General features: G+C 65.1%; 11 protein-coding genes. 5 read left to right on the forward strand and 6 right to left on the reverse strand.

Features of this window, described 5'->3' with window-relative positions; translation table 11 throughout:
- Nucleotides 1-8: 8 nt before the first annotated feature.
- Both NZU74_04895 and NZU74_04900 read right to left on the reverse strand, forming a co-directional pair.
- Nucleotides 9-443 carry a hypothetical protein gene (locus tag NZU74_04895; GenBank protein MCS6880648.1) on the reverse strand — a complete coding sequence of 145 codons (435 nt, stop codon included), beginning with the start codon at nt 441-443 and terminating at the stop codon, nt 9-11.
- 22 nt (nt 444-465) lie between these two features.
- Nucleotides 466-1569 (reverse strand): STAS domain-containing protein, encoded by a 1104-nt coding sequence (locus NZU74_04900; protein MCS6880649.1) that lies wholly within the window; start codon nt 1567-1569, stop codon nt 466-468.
- A gap of 895 nt (nt 1570-2464) precedes the next feature.
- Here NZU74_04900 and mltG point away from each other — a divergent pair.
- From mltG to NZU74_04925, 5 genes are all read left to right on the forward strand, one after another.
- Nucleotides 2465-3529, forward strand: a complete 1065-nt coding sequence (mltG, locus tag NZU74_04905; GenBank protein MCS6880650.1) for an endolytic transglycosylase MltG — start codon at nt 2465-2467, stop codon at nt 3527-3529.
- A gap of 128 nt (nt 3530-3657) precedes the next feature.
- On the forward strand, nt 3658-4533 hold the full coding sequence (gene aroE, locus NZU74_04910) for a shikimate dehydrogenase (protein MCS6880651.1): 876 nt from the start codon (nt 3658-3660) through the stop codon (nt 4531-4533).
- 42 nt (nt 4534-4575) lie between these two features.
- Nucleotides 4576-5781 (forward strand): methyltransferase domain-containing protein, encoded by a 1206-nt coding sequence (locus NZU74_04915; protein ID MCS6880652.1) that lies wholly within the window; start codon nt 4576-4578, stop codon nt 5779-5781.
- A 310-nt stretch (nt 5782-6091) separates the two neighbouring features.
- On the forward strand, nt 6092-7321 hold the full coding sequence (locus NZU74_04920; protein MCS6880653.1) for an MFS transporter: 1230 nt from the start codon (nt 6092-6094) through the stop codon (nt 7319-7321).
- A gap of 261 nt (nt 7322-7582) precedes the next feature.
- Nucleotides 7583-8512 (forward strand): branched-chain amino acid transaminase, encoded by a 930-nt coding sequence (locus tag NZU74_04925; GenBank protein MCS6880654.1) that lies wholly within the window; start codon nt 7583-7585, stop codon nt 8510-8512.
- A 139-nt stretch (nt 8513-8651) separates the two neighbouring features.
- On the opposite strand, the gene NZU74_04930 is transcribed toward NZU74_04925, so the two are convergent.
- The 4 genes from NZU74_04930 to rpoC form a co-directional block, all read right to left on the reverse strand.
- Entirely contained in the window at nt 8652-9197 is a 546-nt protein-coding gene (locus NZU74_04930; GenBank protein ID MCS6880655.1) for a single-stranded DNA-binding protein, read from the reverse strand.
- Between the two features lie 122 nt (nt 9198-9319).
- The gene (locus tag NZU74_04935) at nt 9320-9598 is read right to left on the reverse strand and encodes an Lrp/AsnC ligand binding domain-containing protein (protein MCS6880656.1); all 279 of its coding nucleotides are present in this window, start codon (nt 9596-9598) and stop codon (nt 9320-9322) included.
- A 140-nt stretch (nt 9599-9738) separates the two neighbouring features.
- The gene (locus tag NZU74_04940; protein MCS6880657.1) at nt 9739-11820 is read right to left on the reverse strand and encodes a hypothetical protein; all 2082 of its coding nucleotides are present in this window, start codon (nt 11818-11820) and stop codon (nt 9739-9741) included.
- 118 nt (nt 11821-11938) lie between these two features.
- Complete coding sequence (gene rpoC / locus NZU74_04945) at nt 11939-16534, reverse strand: DNA-directed RNA polymerase subunit beta' (protein MCS6880658.1); 4596 nt, start codon at nt 16532-16534, stop codon at nt 11939-11941.
- Nucleotides 16535-16642: the final 108 nt, after the last annotated feature.

The following is a 16642-nucleotide window of genomic DNA, read 5'->3' on the forward strand; positions in this document are numbered from 1 at the left end:
GCCGAGGATTATACCACGCCCCCGGCGTTCTCGGCTTCGATGGCGGCGATCTGCCTGCCGGCCTCATCGCGCCAGTAGCCCTCCGGGGCCAGTTCGACGAAGCGCCGCAGGTCGGCGAGGGCCTCCGCGGGTCTGCCGTTGAAGCGATGGAACAGGCCGCGTTGCAGATAGGGTTCGGGCCACTCCGGGCGCAGGGCGCTGGCCCGCTCCAGATCGGCAACGGCGGCGGCGTACTCCCCCAGTTCGCGTCCGCGGATGAGGCCGCGCTGGTAGTACGCCGGAGCGAACTCCGGCCAGCAACGGATGGCGCGCCGAAACGAGCCGACTCCGGCGTGGTAGAAGGAGCGATCGTGGGTGGTATGCCCCATGTAGCACAGGCTGAGGCCCCAGAGGTGCCACCAGCGCGCCCAGAGACGGCCCGGAAGTGAGGTGCGGCTCTCCATGGTGATGTCTTGGTCCTTCGGCTTACCTGCTTGCCTCGCCTTTCCCGTTGGGAATCAGCGACAGGGCGGTCTGCAACCTGGCGGCGGTGCGCAGGTTGCCGAGATCCGCGCCCAGGCTTACAAGCGTCTGCGCCAGTTCGGGGCGGATGCCTGCCAGGATCGTCTCGGCGCCCATCAGCCGGGCAGCCCGGGCTACCTGTAACAGCACTTCGGCGACCTGTGTGTCAACAATCGCCACACCGGTCACATCAAGGATCAGGACGCGGGCCTGCTGCTCCTCAAGCGCCTGGAGGGCCGTTGTTAACAGGTTGTGCGCGCGGCCTTCATTAATGTTGCCGATCAACGGGATCACCAGTGTCTCATCACTTACTGGAATCACCGGCGTCGCCACCGCCATAAACATCTGGTTCAACTGCTGCTGAGCCTGGAGACTTTCGGCGAGCCGGGACGCCATGGCGCGCTGTTCCTCGACCATCTGGTGCAGCCTCGCCGTGCGTTCCGTGACCCGCTTCTCTAACGTGGCGTTCATTTCGGACAACTGCTGGTTGGTCGTTTCGAGTTGACGCCGGGTGCTTTCGGCCTCTCGCAGCGCGCGCTGCAGGTTCAGCGCCCCGATAAAGGCAATAAAGGCGCTGACGACCAGCAGCACGGTGAGATGCCCGATGGCCAGCGGCAGATTGATCGCCTGCCTGGTCGCCTCGGGAACCAGCGCAGAGGCGCCCAGGACTCCAGCGATTAACATCCCCAGCACGATCCAGATCTGATTCGGAGGCAGCAGAATGCTGGACAACAACACGCCGATAAGCAGATAAAACAGGTTGAAAGGAGAGGTCGGATTAAGAAACAAACCGCTCAATGTGCCGAGGATGCTGAGCACGATCAGAACATACGCTCCCGCAGTGACAAAACCCTTGCGCGCCAGCGCCCCCGCGCTGGCAAAGACCAGCACTGCAAGTCCAAGATTGACGAACCGCCGGGGCATCGGTTGCAGCAGCGTCAGCCCCACCCCGACCGTTAGCAGAACGACGATAATGCCGAGACAGATTGTGATCAAGATCCGGCCCCGGCGCCTGGTGTCGGGATCAGGTGTCGCGACTTCAGTGAGCGTTTGAATGAACCGCGTCATTGTCATCTCTTCATCATTAGTCTGTGACGTAAGTTTCCTTGCATTTCCGCCCTCCTCCCCAGTCTCCCCCCAACAGGGGGAGGAGCCGGACGCCCTCCCCCGGCGGGGTTTAAGGGCGGACAGAACACCCGGGCGAATACCGTCGCTACCGCATTGGGACGGCCCCGAGCGCGGCTCTGGCCTCCCCTCTCCCGCGCGCGGGAGAGGGGGGCGTTGGGCGTCCCAATGGCCCGGATGGCGAATGTGACGCGAGGATGGGCCGGAAAAACCCTACACCTGAGAATGGGGAGGGGGTGGGTTGAGCGAAAAACGTAGTTCATACCCTGATTATAGCCTTGAGTTTATTCTTTCTACCGTGTCACCGTGCCTCTGGCGGGGGCGCGGGGGCTGGCCAGCCCCCAAAGATCCTCACTTCCTGGTGCGGCCCGGCGAAGCCTCGCCGCACCGGGAAGCGCAAAGCTCGGAGGGGTGCGGGCCTTCCAAACCTCCTCGCAGCAGAACCTGCAGCAAGTGACAAAGTAAAGTTAATGAATTGTAGCATGCGCATGTAACCGGGCCTGGCTTTGCCGCTTCAAGGCGCACAGAGTGCTGCCCGCTCCCATTCGCCCTCGCCCCTCCCGACTTGCCGGTAATGCATAGCCCCCAGGCAGGGGAATGGGGAAACCCGGTTTCTCCGTCTCCCTGATGATCATTAATGAAAAAATCCGGTATCGCCCGCGAAAGGCGGACTTCGCATCGGCAGCCCACGGCTTCAGCCGCCGGGCTGCAGGGCGAATAGCGGTTTATATTCTTAATCTTCATCAGGGAGGCGAATGGTATAATGGCCCGCATCGAGAAAGAACGCGCGCCGCCTGGCGGGCGGGTCGCGCGGCGTTGACCGAGGAGGTTCACGTTGATGCGCCATGTGCGCGCTTTCATGCTGGGCATCAGCCTCTTCGCTCTGGTAATCGCCTGCGGCGGCTATGTTATCCTGAGCGAGATCCGCGCCCCCGCAGCGGCGGTGGGCGACCCGGTCGAGTTCATCGTTGAGCCGGGCGCTTCGGCCAGCGATATTGCTACGGCTCTCAAGGCCGAGGGCCTGATCCGCCAGCCCGCGTTGTTTACACTGCTGGTGCGTAGCCAGGGGCTGGAGAACAAATTGCAGGCCGGGCGCTACGTCCTCAGCCCGACCATGACTATGAGCCAGATCCTGATCGCTCTGCAGAACAGCCGAATGGCTGAAGTGCAGGTGACCGTCCTGGAGGGAATGCGGCTGGAAGAGATCGCCGCTACGCTGGAAGCAGCGAGGGTGACCGGCGCGGCGGACTTCCTGGCCGCTGCCCGCGACGGGGCGCGTTTCCGGCAGGAGTTCTTTGTTCTAAGCAGCTTGCCCGATGGCGCCTCGCTCGAGGGCTACCTCTTCCCCGATACCTACCGCTTTCCCGAGCAGGCGCGTCCCGAGGAGATCATTCGCACCATGCTCAACCGCTTCGTCGAGCAGTACGCTACTATCGAACGCGGCGTGCAGGTGCCGGGGGCTACGGTTCACGACCTGGTGACGATGGCTTCCATCGTCCAGCGCGAGGCCGCGCGCCTCGATGAAATGCCGCTGATCGCCGGGGTGTTCTGGAACCGGCTCAAGCCCGAGTATGCGCCAATTGTCGGCGGCATTCTCGGCGCCGACTCCACGGTGCAGTATGCCGCGGGCTACAGCGCCGAAGAAGGCACCTGGTGGCGCAAGACATTGACTGATGACGATCTGCGCATTGCCAGCCCGTACAATACCCGGCTCAACCCCGGCTTGCCGCCCGGCCCGATCGCCGCCCCTGGCCTCGCCGCCCTGAAGGCCGCCGCACAGCCCGACACCGCCGCTGGCTATCTATTCTTCGTCGCCAGTTGCGCCAGAGACGGCAGCCACAACTTCGCCGCCACCTACGAGGAGTTTCAGCGCTACGAGGCCGAATGGCTCGCCTGCCAGTAGGCGCCTGTGCGGGAGCCTCCTGTAAAGAGGGTCTGAGAGGAGGTGGAGAAACCTGATTTCCCCGCCTCCTCTGCCCGTCGGGAGCAATGAGAGCGCGACCTCTCGGGTTGCGCGCGAGAAACACACCTATGCAGCGCATCATTCTCATCGGCGATCCGGTGGCCCACAGCCGCTCGCCGCACATGCACAACGCCGCCCTCCAGCACCTCGGCATCGCCGCGCGCTACGAGGCGATGCGCACCACTGCGGCTGAGCTTCCGGCGCGAGTGGCAGCCCTGCGCGGCCCGGAATACCTCGGCGCCAACGTCACCCTGCCACATAAGCAAGCGGTTATCCCCCTCCTCGACCGGCTTGAGGAGCAGGCCGCAATGATCGGAGCGGTCAATACGATCTACAAAGACGCCGGCGCCCTCGTCGGGGCCAACACCGACGCCCCGGCGCTGCTCGCCGATCTGGCCGACGCCGGCGTTGACCTGGCCGGGCGCGGCGTGGTGATCCTCGGCGCCAGCGGCGCGGCCCGCGCGGCCGCCTTCGCCCTGGCCGGAACCGGTATTGGCAGCCTGGTGATTGCCAACCGCACCCTTGAGCGCGCCGAGGAGCTGCTTGCCGACCTGCTTATCGCCATCACCGACGAGCAGGGGTTGACCGCCTCCGGCGAGGCGCCGCCCACCCTGATCGCCCTTGACCTGCGCGACCCCGACCTGCGCGAGCATCTTGCCGCCTGCGACCTGCTGGTCAACGCTACGGCCCTCGGCTGGCACGAGGGAGAGACGCCCCTGCCCGATCCCCCGGTCGGGCCGCATACTCTGGTCTACGACATGGTCTACCGCCCCACGCGCCTGCTGCGCGAGGCCGCGGCGCGCGGCGCCGCCACCCGCGATGGCCTGGGCATGCTGCTGCACCAGGGCGCCCTGGCCTTCACCCGCTGGACCGGGCGCCCGGCCCCCCTCGCCGTGATGCGCGCTGCGTTGCAAGAGTTGCAAGAGAACAAAGGCCAGGGATGAGAACCAGGAGGCAATGTCCATCACACAGGAGCGCGGCGTTCTGTGGACCTGGAGATGTTTGACTGGCTCCGTTCGCCGCAGGCCGAGGCGTTATTGGCGGAACTTGCCGCTCGCCCGCTGCGCGAAGGTGACATGCTGCGCGAGATGGAGTGGTTACGCCGGCATGTTCCTCTGGAACAGGCCCGCGCCATACTGGAACTGGCCCGATTGCGACGCCGGGCTGTTGCGAAGTTCCCTGCCGCCGAGCGGCTCTACTTCACTCGCGACGCGCTGGAGCAGGCCAGCGCCGCCCCGGTAGCCGCCCATCGCGCCGCGCGGCTGGCGCGCTGTGGTCATATCGCTGATCTGGGCTGCGGCATCGGAGGCGACACGCTGGCGCTGGCGGCGGCTGGCGCGCGAGTGACCGCGGTGGAGCGCGACCCGCTGCGCCTGGCTATGGCTCGCGCCAACGCCGAGGCCCTCGGCCTCGGTGAGCGGATTGACTGGCGCCTGTCCGATCTGGGCGCCGAAGATCCGCCCCTGGCCGATGCGCTCTTCAGCGATCCGGGACGGCGTGCGGGGGGGCGGCGGCGCTTTGACGTCGAGAGCTATGACCCTCCTCTGAGCCGGGTGCTGGCATGGCAGGATCACAACCCCGCACTGGTGGTGAAGGTCGCGCCGGGCATCGATCTTGCCGCCTTGCCCGCCGACGTCGAGGTAGAGTTTGTATCGCTCGACGGCGAATTGAAGGAGGCGGTGATCTGGTGCGGGCCGCTGGCGCGGGCGGCGCGGCGGGCCAGCGTATTACGTGCCGGGGCGAACGGCGAGGTCGCCACCCATACTCTCTGGACCGGGCACGGCACAGCCCGCCTGACCGCGCCGCTGGTTGAGCCGGACGCCTTTCTCTACGAACCCGACCCGGCGGTGATCCGCGCCGGGCTGGTTGCCGATCTGGCCCTCCAGATCGGCGCGGCGCAGCTTGACCCGACGATCGCCTACCTGACGGCGCCGACCTGCATAGCCACGCCCTTTGCCCGGGCGTGGCCAGTACTGGAATGGTTTCCCTTCAGTCTGAAGCGCCTGCGGGCGCGGCTGCGCGAACTCCGGGCCGGCCCGGTCACGGTGAAGAAGCGCGGTTCGCCGCTCAACAGCGATGCGCTGTCGCGCCAGCTCAGCGGCGCCGGGGCGCGCCCCCTTGTCGTGGCGCTCACTCAGGTGCGGGGACGCCCTGCGGCGCTGATCTGCGATGCGCCTATACCTCTGCGATAGAAATTCAACGCGCTATTCGACGAGGAGGGGCTGGGAAGGCTGTGCTCTCCCGGCGATTCTTTTCTCCGACCGTGCGTGTAAGAGACAGGGCCGATGCGCCGAATCATCTCCAGCAGCGGGGGATCAGGGCAGTTGCGCGGCCCCTGCTACCGTGGTTTGTTCGTTGCCAACGGACAAACCGGGGTTTGGAGTTTGTCCCCGGACGTTGCATCAGCCCCAGGAAGCGGCCAGTGCGCCATCGATGCACATGTGGTACAGTAGAGCAATGTTGGACCAGTCAAGTATCAGTATACACAGCGGACACCCGGATATGGACAGGCCCGTTGCGTGCCGGCGGCGCGGGCTGATCGCCCTGATGGCGATAACCTTCTTGATGTACGCGGGATTCTTCATGGTCATCCCGCTCGTGTCCGTCCATTACATCGAGCGCCTGGGCTTTGCAGCGACGCTGGTGGGCGTGGCGCTGGCCGTGCGGCAGTTATTGCAACAGGGCGGCACGCTGGTCGGAGGCGTGCTGGCAGATCGCTTCGGGGCGCGGCGGCTGATTGGCGTGGGGGTGCTGGTGCGGGCAACGGGTTTCATCAGCCTCGCCTGGGCAACCTCGCCGGTGTTACTCTTCGTCGCTATGATCCTCTCGGCGCTTGGCGGCGCGCTGTTCGAGTCGCCGAGCCGGGCGGCAGTCGCGGCGCTGACGCACGAGGCCGAGCGGGCGCGTTTCTATTCCGTTATCGGCGTGATAAGCGGCCTGGGCATGACCCTCGGCCCCCTGACGGGGGCGCTGCTGCTGCGGTTCAACTTTCAGGCGGTGGCGCTTGGCGCGGCGGCCTGTTTTGGGCTGGTCTTTCTGATTGTGTGCCTGCTACTGCCACCGGTTCGAGTAGCAGACGAGCGGCTATCCCTTGGTTCCGGGCTGAACCTGGTACGGCGCGATCGCGCCTTTCTCACGTTTACCGGCCTGACGATGGGGTACTGGTTCATGTGGGTGCAGCTGACCCTGAGCCTGCCCCTGGCCGCCGAGCGACTCACGGGCAACCCTGAGACGGTTGGCCTGGTGTATGCGCTAAACGCCGGGATGACCGTCTTGTTCCAGTACCCGGTGTTGCGCTATGTCGAGCGTTTCCTGCGACCTCTGCCAATCATGATCATCGGTATGGCGCTGATGGCGCTGGGGCTCGGCGCGGTAGCGGCTGCCGGCGACATCCGCTTCCTGCTGGGATGTGTGGTCATTTTCACCCTTGGCTTGATACTGGTGGCCCCTACCCAGCAAAGTATCACGGCGTCCCTGGCCAATCCTTGCGCCCTGGGATCGTACTTCGGGGTCAATGCCCTGGCGCTGGCCTTTGGAGGCGCGCTGGGCAGCCTGGCGGGGGGAACGTTGACCGACGCCGCGCAACGGGTTGGGCAGCCGGCTTTGCCATGGTTGACCTTTGCCCTGCTGGGACTGGGCAGCGCCATCGGCATGGCAATGCTCGCGGAGCACTTGCAGCGTCGCCATTCGACCGCCCATCTGGTCATCGCCATCCAGCCAGAACGTCCGTAGCGCAACCCGGCGTATCAGGAGCGCTCCAGCCCCGTCTGACAGGCCGACCGGGGTTCCTTGCTGACGCTGCAGATGCGCACAACTGGTTCTGTGGAGATGCGGAGGTATAGAAGTGTGGAGTTGTACTTCAACCTGGCACCTGTCTGGCCTTCACCTCTACGCCTCCACGCCTCCACAGACCAGATATGGGAGGCAGGTAAAGCAAGGCTTACGCCGGAAGCCAGGGTTCAGAACAGAACTTACTCTGCGAAGGAGCCAGCCATGCCCGCACCAAACAACCGCTATGCCTTTTTCAACGGCGCGATTGTCCCTATCGAGCAGGCCAGTGTCAGCGTAATGACGCACGCGCTGAACTACGGCACGGGTTGTTTCGAGGGCATTCGCGGCTACTGGGTTCCGGAAGAGGAACAGTTGCTGGTCTTTCAGTTGCGCGCCCACATGGATCGCCTGCGGCGTTCATGCCACATCCTGTACATGCGCCTGCCCTACAGCGTGGACGAGTTGTGCGCGATCTGCGTCGAATTGCTCCGCCGCGAAGGCTTTCGCGAAGATGTGTATATTCGCCCGCTGGTGTACAAGAGCGATCCGGCCATCGCCGTACAGATGAATGGCCTGACCGACTCCTTCTCGCTCTTCGCCGTTGGCTTCGGCCAGTATATCGCCAGCCCGACAGTGCGGGCGTGCATTTCGTCATGGCGGCGGATTGACGACAACATCATCCCCTCGCGGGCCAAGGCCTGCGGTGCGTACCTCAACTCGGCGCTGGCGAAAACCGAGGCGTTGCTGAACGGCTACGATGAGGCGATTGTACTGGGCGGCGACGGGCAGGTTTCCGAGGCCAGCGCGGCAAACCTCTTCATCGTGCGTGGCGGGGCGCTGATCACCCCGCCCCTTACCAGCGATGTGCTGGAGGGTATTACCCGGCAGGTAGTGGTGCAACTGGCCCGCGACGAACTGGGCCTGAGCGTAGTTGAGCGACCGATTGACCGCACCGAGCTGTACGTTGCCGACGAGGCCTTCTTCTGCGGAACGGGGGTCGAGATCAAGCCGATTGTGGAGATTGACCGGCGGATGATCGGCGATGGCCAGGTCGGGCCAATCAGCGGCGAACTGGCGCGCCTCTACGCCCGGGTGGTGCGGGGGCAGGTTCCGGCGTACCGCCACTGGTGCACGCCGGTGTACGAGAAGTAAACCAGCTGCCTGTGCATGCTCGGCGGCAAGGCTGAGCGCTCACGGCTGGGGAACCCGGTTCCCCGGCCGTAATGGAAAGAAGGGGCGCGAGGAGCATACCCCTCCCCGCGCCTTTCCGGGAATACTGACGCGCTATCCCTCAAAATGGAATATCGTCGTCGTTCTCGATCGGCTGGGGCTGATTGCGGGCAGCCGGCCGCGCTGCAGGACGCGTGGAGGCGCCTGAGGGGCGCTCAACTGTGTTGCCGCCGGGGGCAGCAGCGGGAGCGCGGCGTGAGGGGGCGGGCGGAGGAGCGTCCTCTTCCGGTTCCTCGACCTGGAGCAGCGCCTCGGGCGCAGGGCCGCGTTCACCACGGCTGGAGAGGATGATCATATCCTGGGCCACCACCTCGGTGATGTAGCGATCCTGTCCGTCCCGGTCGGTCCACTTGCGGGTTTGCAGCCGGCCCTCGACGTAGACGCGCGTACCCTTGGTGAGATAGGTGTTGCAGATCTCGCCGAGTTTATCCCAGGCGACGATGCGGAACCACTCTGTATCTTCGCGGGTGCCGCCGTCGCGATCCTTCCAGGTGCGATTACTGGCGACGCGGAACGTTGTGACCGCGCTGCCCTGCGCCGTGTAGCGCATCTCCGGGTCGGCTCCGAGATGCCCGGTGAGCTGTACTTTGTTCAGATCCTTCGCCATGGACGACCTCCTCGTAACACGTAGACACTCGCCCCGACACGTACCGAGCGACCGAGTGAATCGAACTAGTGTTCGCAACTATAACACGAAAACTTGTGCGCGTCAAGAGGCGCCGTCAGCGGCTAGGACAGGCCAATGTCGTAGCCTGCCTCGAGATCGCGCCGGGCGAAGCGGCGAAAGGCCAGCACCGTTCGTGTGCTGGTGACGCCGGGTATGCGGGCAATCCCTCCGGGCACGGCCTCGTCAAGCGATTCGTAGGCCGTTACGCGCAAGACAGCGATGATGTCCACGTCCCCGGTGACGGAGTACACCTCGGCGACGTGCGGCAGTTCGGCCACGGCCTGCGCTACCTCGCTGATGTGCTGCGCTTCGCAGCGGATCATCACAAATGCGGTGACCATCGGGTTCCTCGTTCTGTGCGATGAATGCCAATACAACACGGATCTGCGCCTCGCCGGAAGGGGTGGGGCGGGCCGCACCCGCTCGGAAACAACCTGCTGCATTTCCGCTGGCGCGCGGCGCAACCGCGCGCCGACCGGCGTCAAAACGGCTCCGGCGGACGGACGCGCCAGAGCATCGGGGCGATCCAGAACCAGGCGGTGTTGGCCAGGGTAAAGGCGCCCATCAGCGTGACCAGCAGGCGCGCCGGCCATCCGCGACGCCACAGGTCCTCCACGGCCAGCGCCGCGCCCAGGGCCACCACCCAGGCAATGAACATCAGCCAGCGGGGACTGTTGGTGACGCCAGCGATGAATGGGAACACGGCGAAGACCAGGGCCACGGCGAGGCTGCCCAGGGCCAGCCAGAGCACCGCTCGTCGCGGGCCGAACCCCGTCGTGTCGCTCTGAGCGAGACGCCACAGCCGCCAGATGCCCCAGGGCATGAGCAGCAGCGGAAAGAGGCCGAAGTGGATGATGAAGCCGTTGCGCCACAGGTTCTGCCACATTAGCGCCCGATTTGCCGGTTCGCGCCCCGCCACGGCGGCCAACCCGCCCTCGCGGGCGGTTTGCCACTGGTTCAGAAACATCGGCGTGTAGGCGCTGTAGAAGAAGATTATCGCCAGCGCCCCGGCCCCGGCGACCGCCAGCGTCAGGGGCCAGCGCACGGAGCGCGCCCGGTTCGCGCGCCGGCTTGCGGCCCAGATCGCCAGCGTCAGCCCTATGACCAGGAGCGCGGTGTTGATCAAAAAGCCAAAGTGGCCGAGGAAGACCACGCTCAACAGCAAACCTATGCCCAGCGTCCACCGATGCCGCGCGGGCGGCGCCTCGCTCTGCCAGGAGGTCAGCGCCAGCGCCAGGGCGGCAATCAGCAGCAGATGGAAGAACTGGGTGTAAATGTGGGTCATGAAGGCCCACCAGGCGGTCATGAAAGTGGCGGCGGTGAAAACGTAGATCCCGGCAGCCAGCAGCGCCGTGCGTTGCCCCGTGACGCGGGTCGCAATGACGTAGACTATCGCCGCGCTCAGAGCGTCGGCGAGGGCGGCGCCGAGTTGCAGCAGCGTGCGCGGAGGCAGTCCAATCAGCGTCAGTGGCGCGACGATGGTGTAGGGGCCCGGCGGGTAGGGAAAGTCAACGCCCCGGTTCCTGGAGACGATGAAGATCAGCCCCCAGACCATATCGTTGAAGCGATTGTGATGGAAGCCGATATCGCCGTGCATGCTGTCGGGGTACAGCCGTCCGCCGTAGCGCAGGGCGAAGCTCAGGACAATAAACAACGTCAGCCAGCTCAGGCTCACTGCGTCCATGGGCGCGTCGGCGCGTCTGGCCAGGCAGGGCAGGGCGCGTCGCACGGTGACGGCCAGAGGATAGGCCAGCGCACAGGCGATCAGCGCCGCTCCGGCACCGAAGGCCCAGCGCGGCGGGTCAAGCAGCGCTGCCAGGGCCAGCAGCCCGCCCAGCACACCAACGGCCAGAAAGGTATGGCCGGGTGGCACTCCCCTCACCCGGTCAGGCATCGGGTAGGGCGCTCCCAGGGCGTGACGCACGCTCATCCATGCCAGCGCTGTTGCGATGAGCCAGAGGACTGACGGCGCCCAGGCAGGTGCAACGAGGCCTGCCGGCAGCGCCGTGACCGTGACCAGCCCCAGGGGTGCGCCAAGGTTCCGGGGATCATCAGGCGGGCTGAAGGTCGGGCTGTACAGGGTCAAATGGAGTGTCCCGTCGGGGAGGGTTGCCGGAGGCACGATCAGCCAGTAGCGGCCCCCGGCGGGGCGCAAAGGCAGCGTGGCCAACGTCTGGCCGCCGGTGAAAACGGTCACCTCCCGCGGTCCGGGCGGAGCCGCGACCGGCAGCAGCCTCAGCGATACCAGCAGACCCCGCCGTCCCACTCCCGGCACCTCGATGGTGGACTGTCCGGTCGTCCAGCGGAAGGCGCCATAGTCGCCGCGCTCGGCGCCGTTGAATCCGCGCAGGAAGGGCAGGTCGCTCCCAACGCCTTCTTCATGACCGGCGGCAATGCGGTAGTGGAACGGCAGGTGGGGAACCAGGAGAAATACGAATGTCAGCGCCGCAAGGACGACGCCCAGGTACGGGTGCAGGAGACCGAGCGCCTCGGCGCGCAGCCGGGCCAGGACAGCGCTGCCGGCAGATGGGGCGGCGGCTCGGGGCGGTGCGATCTTTGGCATGCCCATAGGGCCGATTATACCCTAAATGCCGGAGGCCCTGCCCGCGGCAGGGCCTCCGACGCCCCGACGCTGTAGCGCAACCCGGAGGGTTGCGCTATGGGGCAGTCACGACCAGCGATCAAACATCGCCGTCAGGCGGGATGTCGCCGTCCACGCCGTCGGGGTCGTTCTCGCCAGACTGCTCTTCATCGCCAAAGTCGCCCTCACCGCCGTCCGGCGGCCCCTCGCCGATCAATTCGAGCAGGCGCGCCCGCACCTTCTCCTCGGCGTCGCTGGTGGCGGCGTGCGTCTCACTCTCGCGCATGCCCAGCAAGGCCTCGGCCCGTTGCACCTCAGGCGACAGCGGCTCGGCGGGCGGTGCAGCGGCGGCTTCTTCCATCATGCGCGCCATCTCCCCCACCAGATCATCGCGCCGGCTGCCGTCCAGGAGCCGCTTCTCGATCCCCGAACCAGCGGGGATGAGCTTGCCGATGACCACGTTCTCCTTCAGGCCGCGCAGGTAATCAACCTTGCCGTGGATGGCGGCGTCGGTCAGCACGCGGGTGGTCTCCTGGAACGAAGCTGCCGAGAGGAAGCTGTCAGTGTTCAGCGAGGCCTTGGTAATGCCCAGCAGCACCGTGGCCGCCGTCGCCGGCTCGCCGCCCTGGCTGACGATGTCGTTGTTCAGGCGCCGGAACTCGGCGGCCTCAACCAGCTCGCCCGGTAACAGGCCGGTATCGCCGGGCTCTTCGATCCGCACGCGGCGCAACATCTGGCGAACGATCACCTCGATATGCTTGTCGTTGATGTTCACGCCCTGGCTGCGATACACTTTCTGCGCCTCGTTGACCAGATACCGCTGGACGGCTTCCTTGCCCTGCAATTCGAGCAACTCCTGGGGATTGGCGCTGCCGTCGGTCAGTTGCTGCCCGGCCACGACGCGCTCGCCATTTTCCACCCGCAGGCGCGCGGTGTGCGGCACCACCAGTTCGCGCTCTTCGCGGTCCTCCTGGCTGATCACGATGCGGTCGGCATAGACGAAGGCGCGTCCGGCCAGGCGCGCCACGATCTGGCCATCACTGTGGCCGGCGCGATTGCTCTCGGCGATCACCTGGCCCTCGACCACCTCGCTCTCGTTCTCCACCGTCGCGACATAGCCTTCAGGTATGACGTACTCATCGGTGTAGACCTCGGTCGCCACCACGCGCAGAGTGCGCACGCCCTCTTCGTCTTTGGAGACATGCACCACGCCGTCAATCTCGGCCAGCAGGGCCTTGCCTTTAGGCACGCGGGCCTCGAAAATCTCCTGCACGCGAGGCAAACCCTGAGTGATGTCATCGGCGGAGGCGACGCCGCCAGTGTGGAAGGTGCGCAGGGTCAACTGTGTGCCTGGCTCGCCGATGGACTGGGCGGCGATGATGCCCACCGCTTCACCAATATCCACCAGCTTGCCTGTCGCCAGATTACGCCCGTAGCATAGCCGGCAGATCCCGTGCTCGGCCTGGCAGTTAAGCGGCGACCGCACATAGACTGAGGCGACGCCTTTAGCCATAAGCAGTGCGGCCAGTTCCTCGTCAATCTCCTGGTTGCGTTCGGCAAGCGCCTTGCCCGTCTCTGGATCAACCACCGGCGCGGCCAGCACGCGCCCGATCATCCGCACCTGCAGGCGCTCCATCAACTCGTCGTCATCGGCGGCGTGGAGCCAGATGCCGTCCTCGGTGCCGCAATCCTCAACGGTGACGATCACGTCCTGGGCCACGTCCACCAGACGCCGGGTGAGGTAGCCGGCGTCGGCGGTGCGCAGGGCGGTGTCGGCCAGACCCTTGCGCCCGCCGTGGGTGGAAACGAAGTAGTCGAGCACTGAGAGACCCTCGCGGAAGTTGGCCTTGATTGGCAACTCAATGATCCGGCCGGTCGGATCGGACATCAGGCCGCGCATGCCGGCCATCTGCGAAATCTGGTTGATGTTGCCGCGCGCCCCCGAGGTGGACATCATCGCCACCGGCCCGAAGGGGTTCAGGTTCTCCTTTACCGCGGCGATGGTCTGCTTGGTGGCCTCCTGCCAGATCCGCACCACCTCCTGGTAACGCTCCTCTTCGGTGATCAGACCGCGGCGGAACTGCTTCTCAACATCGAGGACGGCAGCCTCGGCTTCGCGCACGATGTCGTACTTCTTCTGGGGCACTTCGATATCATCAATGCCGATGGTCATACCCCCAAGAGTCGCGTATTTGAAGCCCAGGGCCTTAATCTTATCGGCCTGCTGCGCCGTCTTCTCCGAGCCGTAAATGCGCGCCAGTTCGTCGCGGGACTTGTTGCCGTGAGCCGCGCGCACCTCATTGAGATCGGCTTCAGTGAGGTTCTTCAGGCTGGTGTAGTAGTGGTAGCAATCGGCGATGATCTCCTTCAGACCCTTCTTGTCGATCAAGCGGTTGCGGAAGCGCAAGGGCGGCAACAACTGGTTGTTGAGCAACACGCGCCCGATCGTCGTCTCGAGCAGCATACGCGGCGTCCCGTCCTCGGCAGGGGGCAACCGCCGCACCTGCCCGTCACGGTCGTTCTTGCCCGAAAGCTCCCCCTCCATGCGGATCCAGATCGGCGCCTGGATATCCACCAGGCCCTTGTCGTAGGCCAGCATAGCTTCATCAATCGAGGCGAACTTCTTACCGCTGCCTCTGGCCCCGTCGCGCACCATGGTGAGGTAGTAGCACCCCAGCACGATATCCTGCGAAGGTGTGATGATCGGGTCGCCGTGGGCCGGGCTGAGCAGATTGTATTTGCTCAGCATGCGCGTGCGCGCCTCCTCCTGGGCCTTGCGCGAGAGGGGCACGTGCACGGCCATCTGGTCGCCGTCGAAGTCGGCATTGAAGGCGGCGCAGACGAGCGGATGCAACTGAATAGCCGAGCCCTCGATCAGTTTCGCTTCAAAGGCCTGGATTGACAGCCGGTGCAGCGAGGGGGCGCGGTTGAGCAGCACCAGATAGTCCTGGATCACCTCCTCCAGCACGTCCCACACTTCAGGGCGCACACGCTCAACGATGCGCTTGGCGCTCTTGATGTTATGGGCGAAGCCCTTTTCGACCAGACGGCGCATCACGAAGGGCTTGAACAGCTCCAGGGCCATCTTCTTGGGCAGGCCGCACTGGTGCAGCAACAGGTTCGGACCGACCACGATCACCGAGCGGCCCGAGTAGTCCACGCGCTTGCCCAGCAGGTTCTGGCGGAAGCGGCCCTGCTTGCCCTTAAGCATATCGCTAAGGCTCTTGAGACGATGCTTGCCCTTGCCCGACACGGCGCGCCCGCGGCGACCATTGTCAATCAGCGCATCCACAGCCTCCTGGAGCATGCGCTTCTCGTTGCGCACAATGATCTCAGGCGCGTTCAACTCCATCAGGCGCTTGAGGCGATTGTTGCGGTTGATCACCCGGCGGTAGAGGTCGTTGAGGTCGCTGGTAGCGAAGCGCCCGCCGTCGAGCTGCACCATGGGGCGCAGATCCGGAGGGATCACTGGCAACACGGTAAGGATCATCCATTCAGGGCGGTTGCCGCTCTTGCGGAAGGCCTCGACCACGCGCAGGCGCTTGGTGGCCTTCTTGCGCCGCTGGCCCTGACTGGACTGGATCTCCATCTGCAACTCTTCGGCCAGTTTATCGAGGTTGATCGTGCGCTCGATCAACTCGCGCACCGCGCCGGCGCCCATATCGGCGCGGAAGACGCCGGGAGCGATGTCGCGGAGCTGGCGGTACTCCATCTCGGTGAGGATGCGGCAGACCTTGAGGCTATCGAGCTGATCGAGCTTCTCCTTCTCCTCGCGCACCAGCTGGTCCAGCTCACGCTGCAGGCGCTCGTGGAGCTTCTCCTGTTCCTGGGTGGCCTCGTACTCCTTGCGCTCGCGCTCAGCGTCGGTATACAACTCGGCATCGGCCAGTTCGCGCTGGCGGCGGGACTCCAGCACGTCAAGCTCCTGATCAACCAGTTCATCAAGCTGATCGAGCACGCGATCAGTGATGATCTCGCCTTCCTCGACGATCACAGTGCCGCGGAAGATGACATCCTCATCAGCCGGCTCGCCGCTCAGCTCTTCGAGGCGCTCGCGCAGCTTCTCGGCCTCGGCGACAATCTCCTCGCGCAGGCGCTTGTAATCCTCCTCGATCCGACGCTGGGTCGAGACCTGGGCGCTCTCCATGCCGCCGAGATCCTGTGTGAGCAGCGTAGAAAGCTCGATGCGCTTCTCTTCGGCCTGGCGCTGCAACTTCTCGCGTCTCTCGGCGTATTCAGCCTGGATCTGCTCGCGGGTGAACTGGCGCATTTCCTCGTTCACCTCGACGATCACATACGACGCGAAGTAGAGCACCCGCTCCAGGTTGCGCGGCGAAATGTCGAGCAGCAGGCCCAGGCGGCTCGGCGTGCCTTTCACGAACCAGATATGGCTCACCGGCGAGGCCAGGTTGATGTGCCCCATGCGCTCGCGGCGCACCTTGGCGCGGGTGACCTCGACGCCGCACTTATCGCAGACCACGCCCTTATAGCGGACGCGCTTGTACTTGCCGCAGTAGCACTCCCAATCCTTCGTGGGTCCAAATATTCGTTCACAGAACAAACCATCGCGCTCAGGTTTGAGCGTGCGATAGTTAATGGTTTCGGGTTTAGTAACTTCACCATGCGACCAACCCCTGATATCCTCAGGCGAGGCCAGGCTGATGCGAATCGCATTGAAATCGTTAATCTCAAGCATCGGGTCACTCCTCTGGCGGCGGATACGCCGCAAAGCGCGCGCAGCGCCTCGGTGATAGTGCCACGGAGCGTTCCCGGGAAGGCGCAACCTCTGCCAACCCTCCCGCGC

Source organism: Chloroflexaceae bacterium, from assembly GCA_025057155.1.
Lineage (GTDB): Bacteria > Chloroflexota > Chloroflexia > Chloroflexales > Chloroflexaceae > JACAEO01.